Here is a 17,730-nt window from a genome sequence, read left to right as displayed (position 1 = left end):
TTTCTCGAGCGAGGTGATCGTGCTCCGTCATCTTCTCTTATGTGTGTTGGTTGTTTGCGCGGGATCGGCATGGTCCCAAACCAATATCACAGCGAGTTCCGGACAAACCGCTCCAACCTCGGCGGTGCTGACTTTGGCCGACGCTATCCGCCTGGCGAAGGCCAATCTTCCGGCATTCCGCGCCGCCGTAACCGAGGCCGGACTCGCCCGCGAAAATCGCGTCCAGGCGCGCGCCGCTTTGCTTCCCAATGTCTCTTACCAGACCGGCGCGATCTACACTGAGCCTAATGGAACCGATACGGGTGTTTTCATCGCGGCAAATGGTGTTCGCGAATACATCAGTCAAGGTGTGGTTCACGAAGGCATCGGTTTCTCCACCATCGCAGACTATCGCCTCGCACGTTTCCTCGAAGCCGCTGCACGTGCGAACCAGGAGGTTGCGGTCCGCGGACTCGTTGCCACTGTGACCCGCGCCTTCTACACCGAGGTTGTCGCCGGCCGCAAGACGCAGAATGCCGCAGCCGCGGCCGACGAGGCAAAGCGCTTCCTCGATCTGAGCCAGAAACTCGAACGCGGCGGTGAAGTCGCCCATGCGGATGTGATCAAGGCGCAGATACAGGCCAATGATCGCGAACGCGAGTTGCATGAAGCGCGTCTCGCGGAAGAGAAAGCACGGCTCGATCTCGCCGTCCTGGTCTTCGCCAAGTACACTCCCGAGTACCAGCTTGTCGACGATCTTCAGCAAACGCCCGCGCTGCCGGATTTCGCTCACGCCCAGGATCTCGCCGCGCACAACAATCCAGAACTGAAGGCGGCTGCGGCGACCATGAGCGCCGCGCACCAGGAAGTCGCATCCGCCCTCGGCGGCCATCTCCCTTCGCTTTCGGTGGACTACTTTTATGGAATCGATGCGTTGCACTATGCCACGCAAAGCGGGGCAATCAACAATCTCGGGTACCAGGTTTCGGCCAGCCTCAATCTTCCGATCTTCAACTGGGGCGCGACGCAGAGCAAGGTCAAGCAGGCGCAGCTTCGTCGCGATCTCGCCCAGGTCGAACTGAACGCGGCGCAGCGGCAGGCGCTGGCGAATCTCCGTGAGTTCTATAGCGAAGCGCAGACCGCGCTTTCGCAACTCGATATCCTGAAGCAAACCGCGGATCTGGCGACGGAGAGCTTGCACTTAACAACATTGCGCTACCAGGGCGGGGAAGCTACCGCGCTCGAAGTCGTCGACGCCCAGAACACGCTCGTCCAGGCACGCAACAGCTACGAAGACGGCATGGTTCGTTATCGCGTCGCGCTCGCTACTCTGCAGACGCTCACGGGGACATTCTAGGAATGCGAACACTACTCACCGGAGCAGTAATCGCCTGCGTCGCCGCGTCGGCGGCGCTCATCGGCTGTTCCAGCCAGGAGAAAGAACAGGAGCCGGTCGTCACCGTTCAGACCGCGACCGCACGCAAGACGTCCATTGAGCAGGTCATCAGCACTGAAGCCGTTCTTTATCCCAAGAACCAGGCCGCAATTACGCCAAAGGTTGTCGCGCCCGTGCGCAAGTTCTACGTGAACCGCGGGGCGCATGTTCACAAGGGACAACTGCTCGCCGTCCTCGAGAACCGCGACATCGCCGCTTCAGTTACCGAGAACAAGGGCGCTCTCGAACAGGCGCAGGCGAGCTATGAGACCACGACGCGCGCCACCTTGCCCGAGGATCTCCTGAAAGCCGAAGGCGACGCCCGCTCCGCGAAGGAAAATCTCGATGCCCAGCAGAAACTCTACGACAGCCGAAAGTCGCTCTTCGAACAGGGCGCTCTTCCTCGCAAGGACCTCGATTCCGCCGCCGTCGCACTCGCGCAAGCACGCGAGCAATCTCAGGTAGCCGACCAGCATCTTGCGGCCCTGCGAGCGTTCGGAAACAAGGTTGCTGCCCAGGCGGCCGCGGGCCAACTCTCTTCCGCGCAGGGCAAATACCAGGGCTCGATGGCGCAGTTGAGCTACACGGAAATCCGAAGCCCCATCAACGGCATTGTCACGGACCGCCCACTCTACGCAGGTGAAACTCCACCCGCCGGCCAGCCGTTGATGACGGTAATGGACACCTCTTCGGTGATCGCGCGCGCTCACATCCCGCAAGAGCAGGCGGCGCTGCTGAACGTCGGCGATTCCGCCACCATCTCCGCGCCCGAAGTCGGCAACGTTCCTGCGAAAGTTACCATCGTCAGCCCCGCACTCGACCCGGGCAGTACGACTGTCGAAGTCTGGGTGGAAGCCCCTAACAAATCCGGCAAGCTTCGCCCCGGCTCCAGCGTTGAGGTTCGCATGGTCGCCCGCAAGATCAACGATGCCATAGTGATTCCCAAGTCGGCCATCCTCAAGACGCCGGAGAGCGAAACCACGGTAATGGTCGTCGGCAGCGACAACCGCGCCCATAAGACGGTCGTGCAAACCGGCGTGACCAGTGGCGACGAAGTGCAGATCACGAAGAGCCTCAACGCCGGACAGACGGTCATCACTGTTGGCGCCTACGGCCTTCCCGACAACACGCAAGTCAAAGTTGCGGAACAGCAGCCGGCGAAACCGAGTCCCGCCGCCACGGAGAAGGAATAGCGATGGCGTTTCGCGACTGGCTCCACGAAATCCGAACCTCGAAACCCGGCGACGACCGCTACTGGTACACCCGCTTTTCCAAGTCCATCATCTTCGTCATCATCGCGGTTGCCATCGCTGGCGTATACGCCGGAACGACGGTTCCCATCTCCGTCTTTCCGCAAACGAACTTCCCGCGCGTAGTCATCGGCGTCGATAACGGCGTGATGCCCATCAACCAGATGATGGTTACGATCACCCGTCCCATCGAAGAAGGCGTCAACAGCGTTCCCGGCCTGCAGTCGGTACGCTCCATCACCAGCCGCGGCGAAGCCGAGGTCGACCTGTTCTTCGACTGGCACACGGACATGATCACTGCACTGCAACAGGTTGACGCGGCGCTCTCGCATATCCGTCAAGAACTCCCTGCAACTGCTGTCATCACGACGAATCGCCTCACCTTCGCCAGTTTTCCAATCATCGGTTACAGCCTCACGTCCGATACGGTGCCGCAAACGCAGCTCTGGGAGATGGCCGAGTACGAACTCAAGCCGCGCCTCAACCGTCTCAATGGCGTCGCGACGGTAGTCGTCCAGGGCGGCCAGCAGCCAGAGTTCGACATCAGCCCCAACCCGGCGAAGTTGCTTGCCGCTAACGTCACCGTCAACGACCTGCTCGATGCGGTGCAACGCACCAATCTCATCGACTCGCCCGGTCTGATCGAGCAGAACCACAAACTCTACCTCACGCTCGTCAACGGCCAGGTGAAAGATCCCGCTGAACTTGGCCAGATCGTCGTCAAAGTCACCAACGCCGGAATCCCCGTTCGCGTCGCCGACGTCGCCACCGTCGAGCGCGGCGTCAAGCCGCTCTATACGATTGTCACTGCGAACGGCAAACCCGCTGTTCTGCTCAACGTCACCCGCCAGTACGACAGCAACACCGTCGAGGTCGCCAACGAAGTCCACGCCGAAGTCGCGAGCATCCAGAAGATCCTCCCTCCCGGAATAAAAATCGCGCCTTTTTACGACCAGTCGGAGATTGTCAACGAATCCATCAAGAGCGTGCGCGACGCCATCCTCATCGGCATCGCCCTGGCCTCGCTCATCATGGTGCTGTTCCTGCGCGATTGGGGAACATCGATCGTCGCCGCCATGGTCATCCCGGTTACGGTTGTCGTGACGTTCATCTTCCTGAAAGTGCTAGGACAAAGCTTTAACCTGATGACACTCGGCGGTCTTGCTGCTGCCGTCGGCCTCGTCATTGACGACGCCATCGTTGTGGTTGAGAATGTCGCGCTGCATCGCGAGGCCGGCCAGGGTCGTCCGGAAGCCATCAGTAGCGCGCTGAAAGAGATCACCGCACCACTCATCGGCTCCACCATAACGCCGATCGTCGTCTTCCTCCCGCTCGTTGTCATCACCGGCGTCACCGGGCTATTCTTCCGCGCCCTCGCCCTTACCGTTTCCGTTTCGCTGCTAACCTCACTTGCGCTTGCCCTCACCTGGACGCCGACTCTCAGTCAGTACTTGATTGGTGTCCACACCTCTGAGACGCCTGCAAACGGCCCCTTTACTGCCGACCAACTCGAATCCGCCGAAAACGCCGCGATGTCGCATCACATGCGGCGCCTGCTCGACTTCTACGAGCGATGCCTGCGCTTCGCGCTGAACCGTCCGCGCTGGATAGCTATCTTCAGCGCTGTCCTGATCGTCGTCTCGTTCGTTTGTTACAAGGCGCTCGGCACCGATCTTCTTCCCGCCATGGACGAAGGGGGTTTCATTCTCGATTACCTCACTCCCCCAGGCACCTCGCTCGCCGAAACTAATCGCATCCTCAACCACATCGAGCAGATGATTCGCGAGACTCCTGAAGTCCAGGGATTTTCCCGCCGCACCGGCCTCGAACTGGGTTTAGCGGCCGTCACCGAGGCCAATCGTGGCGACTTCGCCGTAAAACTCAAACAAAAGCGCAGCCGCAGCACCGATGAGGTGATCGACGAACTGCGCGGTCGCGTTGCGCGCGAGGAACCTGGCATTGATGTTGAGTTCGTCGAAGTCCTTTCGGACATGATCGGTGATCTCTCCAACGAACCCGAGGACGTCTTCATCAAGCTCTTCGACCCGAACGGCGCCGAACTTCGAGAGTGGGCGCCGAAGGTCGCCGACTCCATCGGCAAAATCCAGGGCGTTGTCGACATTCGTAACGGAATCGAGAACACCATCAGCGGCCCGGCTGTCACCTTCACCGTCGATCCGCTAGTTACCGCGCGCGCCGGTTTCACTCCGCAAGAAGTTGCAACCGACGCGACTGCCATTCTCCAGGGCGAACCCGCAGACACTCCCGTCATCGCCAATGACCGCGCCTATACCATCCGCGTGCGCTTTCCCGAGGCCAACCGTGCCACGCTTGACGCGATGAAGAACACCTTGCTCGTGAGCGCGAGCGGCCGCACCGCAACTCTCGGCTCGCTGGCCTCCATGCAGGAACTCCCCGGCCAAACCGAAATTCGCCGCGAGAATCTCCAGCGCCTCGTATCCGTAACCGCACGTCTCGAAGGCCGAGACCTAGGGAGCGCCATCACCGCCGTGCAGAAGACCGTCAACGACATGCACCTGCCTTCGACCATCCACGTTGTCTACGGCGGCAAGTACGAAGAGCAGCAGAAATCCTTCCACGACCTCATGCTCGTGCTTCTGCTCGCCATCGTCTTCGTCTTCATTGTCCTGCTGTTCGAATTCCGTACCTTCGCCGCACCGCTAGCGATTCTTTCATCGGCGCTTCTCTCCACCGGTGGCGTGTTCTTCGCGCTGCTCATCACCGCCACAACCTTCAACATTGCCTCGTTCATGGGACTCATCATGGTCGTCGGCATCGTGGCCAAGAACGGCATCCTTCTCCTCGACGCCGACTACAGGTTTCGGCGCGAAGGCATGTCCGCCTTCGATTCCATGATCCTCGCCGGCCGCCGCCGTCTACGCCCTATCGCGATGACCGCTCTCGCCGCCGCCGCGGGAATGCTCCCGCTGGCGCTAGCTCTCGGGGCCGGTTCGCAAATGCTCCAACCCCTTGCGATCGCCGTCATTGGCGGCATAGCCATTTCCATGGTGCTCTCGCTCATCATCACCCCCGCCGTTCACTATTACTTGAGCCATTCAAAAGAAGGGAATTGAGATGAAAAAGCTGACCCTCGTCATCGTCCTGATGCTCTTGGCCGTTTCGGCCGTGTCGCAAACTTCAAAGACGCACTATCAGCAGACCGCCAAGTGGACGCTCGGCGGCGAAGGTTTCTGGGACTACCTGCTCTACGATCCAGTCGGCCATCGCCTCTTCGCAGCGCACAATGACAAGGTGCTCGTCATAGACGCCTCCAACGGCAAGCAAATCGGCGAAATCCCAACCGAAGGCGCCCACGGTACCGCTCTCGTGCAGGACAAAGGCCTCGGCTTCTGCACCAATGGACGCGCCGGAACCGTCACCGTGTTCGACCTGAAAACGCTCGCCAAGAAAACCGATATCAAGGTCGGCGAAAATCCCGATGCCATCATCTACGATCGTTACTCGAAGCACGTGATCGTGATGAACGGGCGCAGCCATGACATGATGGCGATCGATCCCTCAACCCTGAAAGTCGTCGCCGACGTGCCTCTCGGCGGCAAACTGGAATTCGCCGCCTCCGATCGTTCGCACGTCTACGTCAACGTAGAAGACAAGGGCGAGATCGGCGTCGTCGACAGCAAAACCTGGAAGCAGGTCAATACCTGGAAACTGAACGGCTGCCAGGAGCCATCCGGCCTGGCCCTCGACGAGAAAACCGATCGCCTGTTCGCCGTGTGCGGCGACAAGAAGATGATCATCCTCAACGCCAAAACTGGCGCAGAAATCGCCAGCGTTCCCACCGGCGGCGGCACCGACGCCGATCGTTACGATCCCGGACTGAATTACGCGTTCGCCTCCAACGGGGAAGGAACGCTAACGGTTGTCGGCGAAAAGAACGGCAAGTACGAAGTCGTCGAGAACGTGCAGACCGCGCGCGGCGCCCGTACTATGGAACTCGATCCGAAGACGCACACCATCTACCTGGCGACGGCCGAATTCGGCCCACCAGCCGAAGGTCAGCGCCGCCCCAGCATCAAGCCCGGAACATTTATGATCCTGGTGTATTCGTACAAGAAGTAGCGATCCACTCGCGTTTTCCGGTGCGCCACGTCTGCCGCAGTCAGCAGACGTGGGCACCACGAAACTTAACGTCTCCACATCCGCGCGCTTTCGCAAACGTGGATTCACCCACCAGCGACCAGCCACCATCGACGAAGCTCTTGTCTTCGCCATCTTTCCCGAACTAAACTTCTCCCCTCTCGGAGGAACCATGTCATCTCGTCTTCTTAGTGTGCTTGCGACCCTTGGCCTATGCGGACTCGCACTTTTCCTCGTAGGCGCCAGCGCTCCGAAATCGCAAAACAACGACGTCTTCAAGAACGCATGGCGCTTCGAAAAAGGCGGCTGGATCTACGTCCATCTCCAGGGCGCTCCTCATGACATCGGCTACCAGCACGGCACTCTGCTCGCGCCTGAAATCAAGGACGCCTTCGAAGCAATTCGTTTCCAGGACACACGCCGCACCAAGCGCGACTGGAACTTCTTCCGTGACACCGCGAAGAACATCCTCTGGCCGCACATCGACGAGGAGTATCGGCAGGAACTGCAGGGCATCGCCGACGGCCTCCACGACAAGGGCGTGAACATGGACGTCTACGACGTCGTCGCGCTCAACGCCTTTGAAGAGATCCCCGACTACTACATTCCGTGGCTTGAAAAGCAGCAGCACGCCGAACTCACGCCCGGCCTTGTCGCGCCCGGCAATTGCTCCGCCTTTGTCGCTACAGGTTCCTACACGAAGGACGGCAAGCCGGTCATCGCGCACAACAACTGGACCAGTGTCATTCCCGGCGCGCGCTGGCGCATCATCTTCGACATCGTTCCCAAGTCCGGCCACCACATGCTGATGGACGGCTTTCCGGGCATCATCACCAGCGACGACGACTTCGTCGTCAATGACGCCGGCCTTGCGGTCACTGAAACCACCATCACGCAGTTCGAAGGCTTCGATCCCAATGGCAAGCCAGAGTTCATGCGCTCGCGCAAAGCCATCCAGTACGCAACCTCGATCGACGACTACGTGAAGATCATGCTCGACGGCAACAATGGCGGCTACGCCAACGATTGGCTGCTCGCCGACTACAAGACCGGCGAAGCTGCCCGATTCGAAGAGGGACTGAAACACCATCGCGTCTGGCGGACGAAGGACGGCTATCTCGTCGGCTCCAACTTCCCCAGCGACCCCGAATTGATTCGCGACGAAGCTCCCGAGTTCGACGTCAATGACAAGTCGACCTCCCCGAATGCACGACATATCCGCTGGGACGAACTGATGACGAAGAACAAAGGGAAAATCGATGCCGCTTTGGCGCAACAGTTCCTTGCCGACCACTACGACACCTTCGAGAAGAAGATCGATCCCGACGAGCGCACCCTTTGCGGGCACGTTGAAGATTCGCCCCGCGGCATTCCCCAGTGGGGCTGGGGCAAATTCCATCCGGGTGGCACCGTGCAGGGCAAGGCCATGGACGCGTCGATGGAAAAGAACATGAGCTTCGTCGCCCGCCGCGGCCACAACTGCGGCGCCGATTTCATTGCCTCAAAATTCCTGCAGGCCCACCCTGAATACAATTGGCAGAAGCCCTATCTCACCGACATGAAAGCCGGCCCCTGGACCGAATTCAAAGCCGGAGAAAAGAAATAGTGAGTGGTGGAACGTAGGACAATTCACCACAGAGGCACAGAGGCACAGAGACTCTGACAATAACTGCAAATGGAACAGGCACGGAATTCGATTCCGTGCCTTTGTTCATTGGGCTTTTATGACTGAGTTCCTGTGTGCCTCGGTGTCTCTGTGGTGAGCCGGTTCTGAGCGAAACCTGGGACCTGCGTTAAATCTCCTCAAACACCCCCACCAGCTTCTCACTCTCCGTCAACTCCCCGCACTTCCGATCGATTGCGTTGTACTCGAACTCCACCGTCTTCTTGAACTCCGGGAACGCGTGCGGGGAATCCCACTTATCCACCGTAAGATACCGGCCCGGAGCATTCATATCCCGCATCAGCTTCGTCCCGAAATAATCCGGACTCTTGCGAAACAGCATCGCCCACAAACCCTCGCCGTTGTAGAAGAGCTCGAACTCTTCCTCTCGCCCCGGTCTTACCTGGAACTCCCAAACGATCTTCACCATCCCTGAATTCTCCCATATAGAAGCCAGTCCGTGTCCCACGTCTTCCCCGTGCCCCACATCTGCCGCAGTCAGCAGATGTGGGCACCACAGGCCCCAGACAGCTCTCTCCGGACTTCCTCAATTCGCAAACTGCTCCCCGATTCGCAAGTTCCCCCGCCAACAGCGGTCTTTTCTGGCCCATCCAACTACAGAAGAGGAATCCAGCACTCAATCGCCCCGGAAGAACCAAGAACCTTGAACCAGCAACCGTCAGTCACGAGTTTCCTCGCCGTTTGACCGCTTTCCATCCGGTCTCTTAAACTGTTCTTTTGCCAAGTTGTATGGATCCTGACCTGTGGGCCAGCACCTCGCAGCTTGACGCCGGAACCTTTCCGGCACGGAACTTTTTCCTGAAGGCTTTTCCTTGACCACAACCGATACGAATACCGAAGTTACTAACCCTTGTCTCCGCGAGATTTCCGTTGAAATCCCCGCCGAGACCGTCCAGAAAGAGCGCGACGCTGTTCTCGCCAAGTACTCCCGCTTCGCCAAGGTACCCGGCTTCCGCAAGGGCAAAGTGCCTGCGTCCATCATTCGCCAACGCTTCTCCGAAGACGTCAACCAGGAGATCCTCGAGTCGCTCGTGCCGCGTTACCTGCGCCAGGAAACCGCGAAACAGAATCTCTCGCCTGTCTCCCAGCCCAAGATCGTCGATCTGCATATGCACGAAGGCGAGCCGCTGACTTTCAAGGCCTCGTTCGAGATCCTTCCCGAGTTCGATGTCCCCGGCTACCAGGAACTCCGTGCCGAGAAAGAAGACACAACCGTCACCGATGACGACGTCCAGAAAGCTCTCGACAATCTCCGCGAGCAGCACGCCACATACGAGAACATGGACGAAGGCCGGGCCCTCCAGGACGGCGACTTCGCCCAAGCCGGCTTCACCGGAACCTCCGAAGAAGAAGGTGCCAAGCCCGTCGACATTCCCGAAGTCCTCGTCGAGATCGCCGGTGCCAATACCATTCCTGAATTCACCGAGAACCTCCGCGGCATGAAGGCCGGGGAAGAGAAGACCTTCGACGTCAAGTATGCCGACGACTATGGCGACCAGCGCCTCGCCGGCAAGACCGTCCACTATAAGGTCACGGTAAAGGGTCTCAAGAAGAAGTCCCTTCCAGAACTCAACGACGAATTCGCGAAGGAACTCGGCGCCGAACTCAACACGATCGAGGAGCTCCGTACTCGCATTCGCGAAAGCCTGCAGGCCGAAAAGGATCATCAGGCGGAGCACAAAGCCAAGGACAAGCTCGTCGAAGACCTCGTCAATCGTTATGAGTTCGCAATCCCCGAGTCGCTTGTCGAAAGCCAAGTCGACACTCGCCTGGAGCGTGGCATGCGTGCCCTGGCCGCCCAGGGAATGAAGGTCGAGGACTTGCGCAAAATGGACTGGGGTCGCCTGCGTGAAGGTCAGCGTGAAGCTGCGCGCCGTGAGGTGAAAGCATCTTTAATTTTGGATAAGATTGCCGACGCCGAAAAGATTGAAGTTCCAGATGCCGATGTCGATCGCGAAATCGAAGCCGTTGCCCGCCAGTCGCAGCAACCGCTCGACGAGGTCCGTCACCGTTTGACGGAAAATGGTGGTCTGGATAGAATCCGCACCAGAATTCGGAACGATAAAGCCCTCGACTTCCTATATCGCCGGCCCGCTTAGCGGGCCTTTACCAGCCCTGAACCACTTGCTCAGGGCGCCAAAGGAGCCGAACCTATGCTTGTGCCCATGGTGATCGAACAAACCAGCAGGGGCGAGCGCGCGTACGACATTTACTCCCGTCTGCTCCGGGAGAACATCATCTTCATCGGTACTCCTATCGACGACAACGTCGCCAACCTGGTGATCGCGCAACTCCTTTTTCTTGAAGCCGAAGATCCGGAAAAGGATATCTCGCTCTACATCAACTCGCCGGGCGGTTCCATCACCGCGGGAATGGCCATCTACGACACCATGCAGTTCATCCGGCCCGACGTTTCGACCATCTGCATCGGACAGGCCGCCTCGATGGCCGCGCTTCTCCTGGCCGGAGGCGCTGCCGGCAAGCGGTTCTCCCTTCCGACCTCTCGCATCCTGATTCACCAGCCCCTCATGTCAGGGCTTTCCGGTCAGGCCACCGACATCGACATACACGCCCGCGAGATTTTGCGTATGAGGGAGATCACAAACAGCCTGTTATCGAAGCACTGCAATCAGCCGCTGGAAAAGGTAGAAAAGGACGTAGAGCGTGATTTCATCATGAACGCCGCGCAGTCCAAGGAGTACGGCATCATCGACGAGATCATCTACAAGCATAAGTAGGCTTCGGTTGATTGGTCGTGGGTGGAGCAGGCCTTTGGGCCTGCAGCAAAGGGTTAGCGGGAAGGGGCACGGCTTCGGCCGTGCCGCACCGAGTAAGTGGAAAGCAAGCTTCAGCCCCCGAGGTTACTCCCGAGGGAACATGTAACCTTGGTAACCACCGTTTTTCGTAACTAGGTCTTTTGTTGGATTGTAGTTGGAGTAAGCTGAGTCGAACATTGTTGCAAGGGCTTTCTTGATCGGCCCTAAGGACCCCGGGAAAGAGCGCTTTACGGGGAGCGCATTGTGGTTAGGAGTCTTCTGTGAGATCGAGGTCCGGTTCAGACGAAGTTCTACGCTGCTCGTTCTGCCACAAATCGCAGGACGCCGTAGCCAAGCTCATTTCATCCCCGAGCGATTATCCGCGCGCCTATATCTGCGACGAGTGCGTCGCCGTCTGCAACTCCATCCTGGAAGACGACCGCACCGAAACCGCCGCCGGTCCGTCGCCCACGCACTTACCCAAGCCGCAGGAGGTAAAAACCTTCCTCGACGAATACGTGATTGGCCAGGAGCAGACCAAGAAGAAGCTCGCCGTGGCTGTTTACAACCACTACAAGCGCGTCTTCATGAACCGGCAGCGCAACAGCGAAATCGAGCTCCAGAAATCCAACATCCTGCTCATCGGACCCACCGGAACCGGCAAGACGCTCCTCGCGCAGACGCTGGCCAAGATGCTCGACGTTCCCTTCGCCATTGTCGATGCCACCACGCTGACCGAAGCCGGCTACGTCGGCGAAGACGTCGAGAACATTATTCTTAAGCTGCTCCAGGCCGCCGACGGCGACGTCAGCCGCGCCCAGACCGGAATCATCTATATCGACGAGATCGACAAGATCGGACGCAAGGACGAGAACCCGTCCATCACTCGCGACGTCAGCGGCGAAGGCGTCCAGCAGGCGCTCCTCAAGATTCTCGAAGGCACCGTCGCAAACGTTCCGCCGCAGGGCGGACGCAAACATCCGCACCAGGAGTTCACCCCAGTCGATACCACGAATATCCTGTTCATCTGCGGTGGTGCATTCGTCGGCCTCGAACGCATCATTGGACGCCGCGTCGGCAAGAAAGCCATGGGCTTCCGCGCCGAAGAGGAAAAGGACGCCAAGCAGGTTCCAACCACCAACAAGCGCGACACCGAACTGCTGGCGCAGGCGGAACCGCAGGACCTCATCAAGTTCGGCCTCATCCCCGAGTTCGTCGGCCGCATGCCCGTCGTCGGCATCCTCAGCGATCTCGATGAAGCCGCGCTCGTCGAAATCCTCACGCGCCCGCGCAACGCTATCACCAAGCAGTATCAGCGGCTGTTCGAGTTCGAGAACGTGAAGCTCAAGTTCACCGACGACGCCCTCCACGCCATCGCCCACGAAGCCCTCAACCGCAAGGTCGGCGCTCGCGGCCTCCGCATGATCCTCGAAGAACTCATGCTCGACCTGATGTATCACCTGCCCAGCCAGAAGAAGGTGAAAGAGTTCGAGGTCACTCGCGAAATGGTCGAGAAACGCGACGTCTCGCTGGCCATGCTGGAAAAGGCGGGATAGAAATCCAGCATTTTCAGACGTTCAAGGCCGCGAACTTCGCGGCCTTCAGTTTTGTCGTTCTGCCGTTTTGCCGTTGCTGTTCGCCGCTACATCTCCCCACCTCTCTGCCCTCATCTCACTTCAGGTGCCTACGAAGCCGAAGCGGCGGCCGAAACCGCAGAAGTCCTCCCTCGCCGAGCTGCCGAAGCCATCGACCGAATTCGATGCCAAGCTCCGGGAGGAATTCGACCGCTCGCGTGTGCTGCGGACGGTCGCGATTGTCGCCATTCTCCTAATCCTGGGCTGGATCATCGCGGCCCTGTTCGCGCCCGGGCCTGACTATAAGCTGACCGCCGCTCCCACCGCTCCGCTCGATTCCGATCTCTACATCCACGAACTGCAGGCGATGACCGGAGCGCGCATCACTCACTCCAATTCCATCGACCCGATTCCCAACGGCGACCACTTCTACGCTGCCGAACTCGACGCCATTCGCAACGCGCGTTCCACCATCAACATGGAGGCCTACATCTTCCATCGCGGCGATGTCTCCCGCCAGGTGCTCCAGGTGCTCACGGACCGCGCCCGCGCGGGAGTTCAGGTTCGGGTGGTCGTCGACGCAATGGGCAGCTTCTCCACGCCGAAGCGGTACTTCAACGACCTGCGCAAGGCTGGCGGAAAGATGGAGTTCTATCACCCGCTGCGCTGGAACACCTGGATGAAGTCGAACAATCGCACGCACCGCGAAGTGCTGATCGTCGATGCGGCAACGGCGTTCGTCGGCGGAGCGGGAATTGCCGATCACTGGTACTACGATCGGCCGCCAAAGCATCCGCGATGGCGCGACGAGATGTTTCGCGTGCGCGGAGAAGCGGTGCGCTCCATTGAGGGAGTCTTCCTGGAGAACTGGCTTGAAGCTTCGGGAGAGTTGATCGCCGGCGAGAAGTTCTTCCCCGCGGAACCCGAAGCAGGGGAGACCACAATCCTGGTAATGCCGAGTTCGCCGTCCGAGGGGGGTTCAACCCCGGCGCGCGTGCTCTTCCAGACGCTGATGGCAAGCGCCCACAAGAGCATCCAGATCACTACCCCGTACTTTCTCCCGGATAAGAGCCTGACGCGGGATCTGCTGACTGCCCGCAAGCGCGGCGTCACCGTGCGCATTCTCGTTCCGGGCAGCAAGAGCGATCACCTTATGACCCGCAGTTCGAGCCGCGGATCGTACGGCCCGCTGCTGCAGGCCGGCGTCGAGATCTACGAGTATCAGCCCTCGATGATTCACGCGAAGATCATGGTCGTAGATGACCTGTGGAGCATCGTCGGAACCACCAACATGGACAACCGCTCCTTCGGTCTGAACGACGAGGTCAACCTCGCAGTACTCGACCCGCAACTGGCCGCGACACTGGAGCAGCAGTTTAACCAGGACCTCGCAAAGTCGCAGCGGCAAACGTACGAGCGGTGGAAGAATCGCTCGCTTTGGGAACGGTTTGCGGAATGGCTCGGCTGGCTGATTGAGAAACAGGAGTAGTGAGTTATTGCTTTTTTCGCTGATGCCACCCCCTATTTTTGTCCTCCTTTAGTTTTCAACAGTTACGGAAATTTTCCTGATATCTCAGTGAGAGCAAAGAACTTAAATCTAAAAATCCAGCTATATTCTTTCTTTCCAGGGATTTACGTTCGGAAAAACGTGATTTGGGCGCGTGTTATCGGACGTAAAGGGGTTGTAAGGCGCAGGTCACCGCAAGAACGCGATCCGCCATCCTCCAAGGCGGGAAGCAATTTGGCCAATAGCCAATAGCAACAGCAAGTGCGCCGATTCCGAAGGACGACTGGGGGTAGCCCAGGAGTTTCACAGTCCTGGGAGGGCGTCGGCCGCGGCCGTGTACCGCCGCGACGAGTCGGGATGTCAAAGAGCGTTCTTCGCTTCTCGTGCTTCGTCCTTCGGGGACTTGAGAACACGAACGGGTCGGTACCCGGATTTAGGTTCTCAGTTCCACGTTGTTCTGCGCCGAGAAGCGCCGCATCCTTAGAGAGAACTACCCACCCTAACAGACGGCCAGGATGGAGCACCCAGGGGTAGGACGCAAAAGCTTGCGGCGCCCACTTGGGCGCCGCTCGATGGACTGTGTCCAGAACAATTGTACAACGTGGGGTCAAGGATTTCGGCGGTTGGGGATGAGGAGAATTTCCGGGGAGTTCCAAAATGGGAACGAATTCGTACTCAGGCCGCCCTACGGTCGGTCCTATGGTCCAACTCGAAGTCGCAGGCGACTCCGGCCGAGTGCTCGAGGTCGAGCATAGGGAGCAAGGAAACGAAGAAGGTGTGGTGGGGATCGGTAAGGGACGAAATCTTCCAGAGGGCGACCGCGAGGACAACGATGGCGATGGTGAGGTAAACCATAAGCCACCTCTGAGTTCAATGGTAGGTCTTGATTGTTAATGGAAGATTACGGTCGTGTGAATTCTGTGGCGGGGACTGCCCACCCTTCGCGCTGGATGGCGCGCGAGTAGGGTAGCCACCGCAGAGACGGGAAGGGTGGACAGGCGAGAGGCTGCGCTTCCAGTACGCGAGCTACTTTGGAACCTGCGGTTTCAGTTTCTCCCGCGTCGTGAAGTAGAGATCGGTATGCCCAGATCCTCACGGGCGCATCCGAACCGAAGTCCTCCCGCCCGGTCTCGCCGATGCGAGACGTAGAAGTCGGATCCCCCGCACCCTCCGGGCCGCATGCTCGCGAAGTACAGCTCGTGTTCATAAATGCCTAGTGCAGGACAACTCTCGTCGTAAGGTGAATTGACTTTCGGCAGCACCTGCGGGATCCCGCCGAAAAGGCCTGAAGGTCGAGGACGGCGACATGCAACAGCTCAAGGCTGATCCTGCTCTCGACCCTCTTCGCTCCGATCCGCGATTCCAAGACATTCTGCGTCGCATGAAGTTCCCACCCCTAGACTGTGGGATTAAGGAAATAACGGCTGCCAGGTTCTAGAAAGCCCCCAATCGGTCAATGAGCGCCATTTGCCAGTAAACTGATCGGGCATATTGCGGACGATGGCACTGATGTGGCATAAGTGGATAGTCACATAGGTGCTATGAAGAGCAGACGGGAACTAATCGCGGCCAAGGCGCAAATTGAAGAGCTTCTCCGGTCGATCAGCCTCACTCCAGAGCAGCGGGATCACTATCTGCGTGAACTCGAGGAGCTTAATCTCAGACTCGGGAAAGACACTTTCTCGAGAGACGCCAGCACCGCTGCGACATCCGACTAGCGGCCTGCATTAAGAACCGTTCTAATCCAGCCTCACGCTCCTCAGCATGTTCTCGTAGGTCGGTCGCAGGTTGTCGAAGTCGTTCTGCGGCGCGATGAAGACTAGAAAGACGACTGATCCGTCGTTGCGTGGGAGCGTGACGAGCCAATCGCGTTCGCCCTGGCGCTGACCGTTCGGGCCTTGGATCGGCGAGGTCGAGGCCAGGTCTACGGAGCGGCCGCGAAGGCCGTTGACGTTGATCGTCTGCGGCCGGCCGATCGCCTGCATCCCCTGGTTACCCTGCTGCAGACTCTGGATGATCTCGCTGGTCATCTGGTCGAGATTCATGCTCTGGCCGTTAGGCGGCGCGGCGCCGTTGATCACGACTCCATACGCGATCTCGTTGCCGGAGACTCCCGCGGGCGGCGCGATCGTGACCGATTGTTGCTGCTGCTGATCGCCGATCACTTGCCAGTTGTCCGGATACTTCATAGAGATGAAGTTCAGGTTCAGGCTCCTGAAGTTCCCGCTCGGACGAATGTCGGAGGTCGGGAAGTTGCCCATCGGCCGGGTCTGCGACGCGGGAGTCGCGACCGGCGGTGCGCCGGGATTATTGGTGAAGACTGCTCCGTTCTGCTGGTTCAACTGCGACCATTGGCCGGACTTCGCCCCAGCCTGGATTTCCTGCGCGGTATAGAGTTTCAGGCGTTGTGCCTGATTGCGGGCATTCAGGAACGCCTGGCTGTTGTCCTGGAAGCGTTTAGTGGGCCAGTTGGCGACCTCGTCCTTGATGGCCTGGTATCGATTGCCCGGATTGGGGTGGTCGCTGAGGAACTGCGGGCCGCCGCCACTCTGCTGCGCGAGCGTCTCAAAGAAGTTTGCCAGTTCGATGGGATTGAAGCCAGCCTTGTACATGATGATGGCGCCAACGGCATCGGCCTGCCCTTCATCGGCTCGCGAATACTTCAGCACGACCGCTCCGGCGCCGATCTGGATGCCGGCGCGGGCCAGTCCGGCCCAAATGCTGTTGGAGCCGCCGAGGATTGCTCCGGCAAGTCCAGCGAGACCCTCAAGCGTGCTGGTTTTCCCCATCTGCTTGGCGGAATGCATCATGTAGACGTGGGACATTTCGTGAGCCATGACTCCGGCGAGCTGTGCCTCGTTCTTGGCCGCGGTGATTGCGCCGACGTTGACGAACATCTCGCCGCCCGGAAGCGCGAAGGCGTTGATGTCCTTCTCGGGAATGACGTGGAAGCGGAAAGGCCAGCTGTACTGCGGCGGAATCTGGGCAGCGAGGCGCTGGCCGAGCTGGCGGACGTACTGGGTCTCGGGGCTGTTGTCGGGCAGCACCGGCATCTGCTTGTAGACCTCCGCCGCGGCCTGCTCACCCATCTTTTCCTGTTCCTGCTTGGAGAGCGGAGCGTTGCCCGGGTTTGGCAGCTCGGGGTTGTGGATAGCCGCGATCGTCTCTGACGCGAGGAAACACGTGACCAAAAGTACGGCCATTACGCGAGTAAGTATCGGTTGCTGTCTCATGTCTCTTCCTTGTTCGCCTAAGAGACGAACACGCCGGATCTCAATGTAAAAAGGACCTGAATGTTAGATGCGGAATTCGGTTTAAGCGAATTTTAGGAGCTCTGGGGAGAGGAGAGCAACCCAAGAACGGAAGATCAGGAGAACCGAAGAACGAAGAAGAACAGGGCCACATCCGCCAACTGAGGCAGATGTG

At 59.1% G+C, this 17,730-nt stretch carries 13 protein-coding genes; 10 read left to right on the top strand and 3 right to left on the bottom strand.

The features are described 5' to 3' along the window. The first annotated feature begins 19 nt into the window (after window positions 1–19). The 5 genes from ROO76_03660 (at window position 20) to ROO76_03640 (ending at window position 8,389) form a co-directional block, all read left to right on the top strand. Window positions 20–1,336 (top strand): TolC family protein, encoded by a 1,317-nt coding sequence (locus ROO76_03660; protein ID MDT8067242.1) that lies wholly within the window; start codon window positions 20–22, stop codon window positions 1,334–1,336. A 2-nt stretch (window positions 1,337–1,338) separates the two neighbouring features. Continuing rightward, entirely contained in the window at window positions 1,339–2,607 is a 1,269-nt protein-coding gene (locus ROO76_03655) for an efflux RND transporter periplasmic adaptor subunit (GenBank protein ID MDT8067241.1), read from the top strand. Window positions 2,608–2,609: 2 nt separating this feature from the next. Further along, on the top strand, window positions 2,610–5,759 hold the full coding sequence (locus ROO76_03650; protein ID MDT8067240.1) for an efflux RND transporter permease subunit: 3,150 nt from the start codon (window positions 2,610–2,612) through the stop codon (window positions 5,757–5,759). Between the two features lies 1 nt (window position 5,760). Beyond that, complete coding sequence (locus ROO76_03645; GenBank protein ID MDT8067239.1) at window positions 5,761–6,765, top strand: cytochrome D1 domain-containing protein; 1,005 nt, start codon at window positions 5,761–5,763, stop codon at window positions 6,763–6,765. 190 nt (window positions 6,766–6,955) lie between these two features. Continuing rightward, the gene (locus ROO76_03640; GenBank protein MDT8067238.1) at window positions 6,956–8,389 is read left to right on the top strand and encodes a C45 family peptidase; all 1,434 of its coding nucleotides are present in this window, start codon (window positions 6,956–6,958) and stop codon (window positions 8,387–8,389) included. 187 nt (window positions 8,390–8,576) lie between these two features. Here ROO76_03640 and ROO76_03635 read toward each other — a convergent pair whose 3' ends face one another. Next, window positions 8,577–8,876 carry an antibiotic biosynthesis monooxygenase gene (locus ROO76_03635; protein MDT8067237.1) on the bottom strand — a complete coding sequence of 100 codons (300 nt, stop codon included), beginning with the start codon at window positions 8,874–8,876 and terminating at the stop codon, window positions 8,577–8,579. A 403-nt stretch (window positions 8,877–9,279) separates the two neighbouring features. Between ROO76_03635 and tig the strand changes: the two genes are divergently transcribed. From tig to cls, 4 genes are all read left to right on the top strand, one after another. Further along, window positions 9,280–10,566 carry a trigger factor gene (gene tig, locus ROO76_03630; protein MDT8067236.1) on the top strand — a complete coding sequence of 429 codons (1,287 nt, stop codon included), beginning with the start codon at window positions 9,280–9,282 and terminating at the stop codon, window positions 10,564–10,566. A gap of 54 nt (window positions 10,567–10,620) precedes the next feature. Beyond that, a complete protein-coding gene (gene clpP, locus ROO76_03625; GenBank protein MDT8067235.1) occupies window positions 10,621–11,205 on the top strand; it encodes an ATP-dependent Clp endopeptidase proteolytic subunit ClpP in 585 nt (194 codons plus the stop codon). Window positions 11,206–11,504: 299 nt separating this feature from the next. Next, window positions 11,505–12,779, top strand: a complete 1,275-nt coding sequence (clpX, locus tag ROO76_03620; GenBank protein MDT8067234.1) for an ATP-dependent Clp protease ATP-binding subunit ClpX — start codon at window positions 11,505–11,507, stop codon at window positions 12,777–12,779. Between the two features lie 124 nt (window positions 12,780–12,903). Beyond that, complete coding sequence (gene cls / locus ROO76_03615) at window positions 12,904–14,286, top strand: cardiolipin synthase (protein MDT8067233.1); 1,383 nt, start codon at window positions 12,904–12,906, stop codon at window positions 14,284–14,286. A 693-nt stretch (window positions 14,287–14,979) separates the two neighbouring features. Here the strand turns inward: cls and ROO76_03610 are convergent. After that, window positions 14,980–15,159, bottom strand: a complete 180-nt coding sequence (locus ROO76_03610) for a hypothetical protein (protein ID MDT8067232.1) — start codon at window positions 15,157–15,159, stop codon at window positions 14,980–14,982. Window positions 15,160–15,845: 686 nt separating this feature from the next. On the opposite strand from ROO76_03610, the gene ROO76_03605 reads away from it, so the two are divergent. Beyond that, complete coding sequence (locus tag ROO76_03605) at window positions 15,846–16,022, top strand: hypothetical protein (GenBank protein ID MDT8067231.1); 177 nt, start codon at window positions 15,846–15,848, stop codon at window positions 16,020–16,022. A 21-nt stretch (window positions 16,023–16,043) separates the two neighbouring features. Here the strand turns inward: ROO76_03605 and ROO76_03600 are convergent, their stop codons facing one another. Next, a complete protein-coding gene (locus ROO76_03600; GenBank protein MDT8067230.1) occupies window positions 16,044–17,537 on the bottom strand; it encodes a M48 family metallopeptidase in 1,494 nt (497 codons plus the stop codon). Between the last annotated feature and the right edge of the window lie 193 nt (window positions 17,538–17,730).

It is taken from the genome of Terriglobia bacterium (assembly GCA_032252755.1).
In the GTDB taxonomy this organism is placed as follows: Bacteria; Acidobacteriota; Terriglobia; order Terriglobales; family Acidobacteriaceae; genus JAVUPY01.
The sequence above is the reverse complement of the archived record's forward strand: the minus strand, read 5'-3'. Positions and strand labels throughout refer to the sequence as shown.